The following is a 3,742-nucleotide window of genomic DNA, read 5'->3' on the forward strand; positions in this document are numbered from 1 at the left end:
CCTCCCGCACCCGGGACGCGCGGGGAACGCGTCCCGGGTGCGGGAGGCCGGTGTCCGGTGCGCCGGGGCGGCCCGCTGTCAGACGGCGGGCGACGGACAGGGCGTTCGCGGGTTCGTAGAGGTAGAAGTGGCCGCCGGTGAACATCAGGCGGCTGAAGGCGCCGGTGGTCTCCAGGGACCACAGGTGCAGCCGTTCGGCGACGACGACGGGGTCGTCGGACGCCCCGAGCGCCAGGACGGGCACGCCGGTGCCCGACAGCGGCCGCTCGTAGTGCTCCATCGCCTCCAGGTCGGCGCGGATGGCGCGCAGCGACGGCCGGACCAGGTCGTCCCGGCTCATCAGCTGCGGGGTGATGCCGCCGATGTCCAGCAGGTGTTCCAGCAGTTCGGCGTCGCTCCTCAGGTGGGCGAAGGGGGGTTCGCTCGGGAAGCACGGGGCCTGCCGCGCCGAGACGGCCAGCAGGTGCGGCGCGAGCCCCTTCTGCTCCATGGCCCGGGTGAGTTCGTACGCGAGCACGCTGCCGAAGCTGTGGCCGACGACCGCGTACGGCAGGCGGGGCAGGTCCGCGAGGTCCCGGACGAGCGCGTCGACGAGGGGTCCGACGCGGGTCTGCGGCGGTTCGCCGATCCTGGCGCCGCGGCCCGGCAGCTGGGCGACGACGAGTTCGACGTCCGCGGGCAGGACCCGCCCCCAGGAGTGGAACGCGGAGGGCCATCCGCCGGCGTGCGGGAAGGCCACCACGCGGAACCGGGGCGCCGGGCGGGCGCCGGCGCCGAGGGTCGTCCACCAGTCACCCACCGGCCCCGCCCCCTCCCGTTCCGGCGGCGGCCGGGTGGCCGGTCAGCAGGGGGTGCCGGGCCTCCAGGTGCTCCAGCACCCTGGCCTGGTGGCGTTGCAGGCGCTGGCCCGGCAGGTGGTCGAGCGCGTGCAGGAACGGATCCTGCGGGGCGGGCAGGCCGGCGATCGCGCTCGCCGTGCCGAGGACGAGCATCGGCTGGTACCACGCCGAGTAGCCGCCCTCGTGGACGAAGACGATCCTGCCCCCGGCCAGTTCGTCGGCGAGGCGGCACAGCGCCGACGTCATGGCGTGGAACGTCCGGCTGGTGCACAGCATCCGGCCCATCGGGTCGTGCCCGCTCGCGTCGACGCCCGCCGCGACCAGGATCAGCTCGGGACGGAACGCGCGGGCCGCCGGCTCCACGATCCGGCCGACGGCGGCGAGGTAGGCGTCGTGCCCCGTGCCCGGCGGCAGCGGGACGTTGAGCGTGCTGCCCGTGCCGGCGCCCGCGCCCGTCTCCCGGAGCAGGCCGGACGCCGCCGGGAAGAGCCCGTCCTGGTGGATCGACACGTACAGCACGTCCGGGTCGTCGTAGAACACCCGCTGGATGCCGTTGCCGTGGTGCACGTCCCAGTCGAGGATCATCACGCGGCGCGCCCCGCGGCGTTGCGCGGCCCGCGCGGCGACGGCGACGTTGTTGTAGAGGCACAGGGCCATCGCCCGGTCGGGTTCGGCGTGGTGGCCGGGCGGGCGGACCAGGCAGTACGCCCGCCCGAACCGCCCGTCCAGGACCTGCTCGGCGGCCTGCACCGCGGCACCCGCGGCGAGCCTCGCGGCCTGCGCGCTGTGGTAGTTGACCTGCGCGTACACGCCGGCGTCGCCCCCGCCGGACGCCGACGCGGCCTCGACGCGGTCGATGTGCTCCGGTACGTGCACCAGCAGCAGGTCCTCGTCGGAGGCGGGCGCGGGCGTGACGCGGGTGTAGCGGTCCAGCACGCCCGACACCTCGACCAGGCCCTGCGCCCGGCGCAGATCGGGGTCGACCGCGAACTGGCGGAGCGGTTCGACGCCCGGTCCCACCGGCACGTACCCCGAGCCGGGCCCGGGGTCGTGCCAGAAGCACATCTCGTGGCTGTACCAGGCGAGGTCGGGCGCGTTCACCGGGCCGACACGTCCAGGGAGGCCCGGCTGACGCCGGAGACCCGCTCGATGTACCGGAGGTAGTACTCGCGCTCCTCGTCCGGGGTGCGCTTGGCGCGGAACGTGGTCTCCAGCAGGTCGAGGACCTCGCCGGTCTCGCCGGGGGTGAGGGGCCGCTCGCCGGTCTCCTCCTCGACGGCGCGGATGCGCGCGGCCGGCTCCACCACTCCCCTGGTGTGCTCGTCCTGGTCGGTGCCGTGGTTGCGGGTCGAGGCGATGGTCTTCAGTACCGCGGAGAAGAACGCCGTCTTGTCGGTGTCCGTCATGTCCGTTCCCCCTGGTCGTCGTGGCCGTGACCGTCGTCGGCCGTGCTCGTGGCGGTGGTCGTGGCGGTGGTCGTGCTCGTGGCGGTGGTCGTGCTCGTGGCGGTGGTCGTGGTCGGGCGGGGTGCGATGGTGTGCGGTGCGGTGGTGCGCGGGGCGGTGGATCGGGGCCGGCCGGGGCCGCGTCCGGGTCCGGGCCGGTCAGGTGAGGAGGCCGCAGGCCCGGCCCGCCTTCTCCAGCGTCGCGACGGCGGTGTCCAGGTCGGCCTCGGTGTGGCTGAGGTTGACGATGGTCCGCAGCCGCGGCAGCGTCCGCGGGACCGCCGGGTAGACGATCGGCTGGACGAACAGGCCGTCGGCCTGGCAGGCGCGGGCCATGGCCCCCGCCTGCTCGGCGCTGCGGCAGATGATCGGCACGACCGGCGTCTCACCGGTGAGCGTGTCGAAGCCCAGCGCCCGCAGCCGCTCCCGGTAGTGGGTGGTCCTGGCCCGCAGCTCGCCGGGGAGGTGCGGCGCGGCGTCGATCACCTCGATCGCCGCCTTGGCCGCCGCCACCTGGGCCGGTGTCGCGGCCGCGGAGAACATCCAGCCGCGCGCGTTGTTCTTCAGCGCGAAGACGAGGTCGCGTGACCCGGCGACGTAACCGCCCGCGCTGGGCACGGTCTTGGACAGCGTGCCCATCTTCACGTCGACGCGGTCCGGATCGATGCCGAAGTGCTCGGTGATGCCGCGCCCGGTGCGGCCGAGCACCCCGAGGCTGTGCGCCTCGTCCACCATGAGCGGGGCGTCGTAGCGCTCGCACAGCTCGACGATGCCCGGCAGGTCGGCCACGTCGCCGTCCATGCTGAAGACGGCGTCGGTGACCACCAGCCGGCCCGCGTCCCCCGCCTTCCGCAGGGCGCGCTCCAGGTCGGCGAGGTCGTTGTGCGCGTACGTGACGACCTCGGCGCCCGACAGCCGGTAGCCGTCGAGGATGCTGGCGTGGTTGTAGACGTCGCCGATGACGACGTCGCCGGGGCCGACCAGCGCGCCCACGGTCGCCACGTTGGTGATGTAGCCGCTGGAGAAGACGACGGCGTCCTCGGTGCCGAGGAACCGGGCCAGCGCGAGCTCCAGTTCCCGGTGCAGGTGCAGGGTGCCGGCGAGGAGCCGCACGCCGTGCGCCCCGGTCCCGTGCCGCTCCACGGCGCGCAGCGCCTGCTGTTCGATGTAGTCGTGCCCGATGAGCCCGAGGTAGCTGTACGAGGCGAAGTTGAGGTACCAGCGGCCGTCGAACCGGATGCGGGCGCCCCGGGCCTCCTCGACGACCGGCTCGTAGAAGTACTCGTCCCGGGCGACGACGAGGCGGTCCTCCGCCGAGAGGGCGTCGATGCGCCCGTCCAGGAACGTCCCGCCGGGCCGGTCGGAGAGGCGGCCGGGGAGGGTGCGCCGGGGTGTGCGGGCTGCGGTGCGGGGCTCCCCGGGAGCCCCGCACCGCAGCCCGCACACCCCGGCGCACCC

The 3,742-nt window shown here is 74.7% G+C and carries 4 protein-coding genes; all 4 read right to left on the reverse strand.

Annotation, left to right across the window (positions count from 1 at the left end; all coding sequences use genetic code 11):
• Window positions 1-799: thioesterase II family protein (locus tag AOK18_RS18995; protein WP_107100361.1), on the reverse strand; the 799-nt coding region annotated here is incomplete at its 3' end.
• On the reverse strand, window positions 792-1,940 hold the full coding sequence (locus tag AOK18_RS19000; protein ID WP_055695153.1) for a class II histone deacetylase: 1,149 nt from the start codon (window positions 1,938-1,940) through the stop codon (window positions 792-794). The genes AOK18_RS19000 and AOK18_RS18995, both read right to left, overlap by 8 nt.
• Complete coding sequence (locus tag AOK18_RS19005; RefSeq protein ID WP_055574518.1) at window positions 1,937-2,245, reverse strand: hypothetical protein; 309 nt, start codon at window positions 2,243-2,245, stop codon at window positions 1,937-1,939. The genes AOK18_RS19000 and AOK18_RS19005 overlap by 4 nt, the downstream gene beginning before the upstream one ends.
• A gap of 198 nt (window positions 2,246-2,443) precedes the next feature.
• On the reverse strand, window positions 2,444-3,742 hold a 1,299-nt coding region (locus tag AOK18_RS19010), incomplete at its 5' end, for an aminotransferase class I/II-fold pyridoxal phosphate-dependent enzyme (RefSeq protein WP_157865125.1).

The organism is Streptomyces prasinopilosus (assembly GCF_001419695.1).
GTDB lineage: Bacteria > Actinomycetota > Actinomycetes > Streptomycetales > Streptomycetaceae > Streptomyces > Streptomyces prasinopilosus.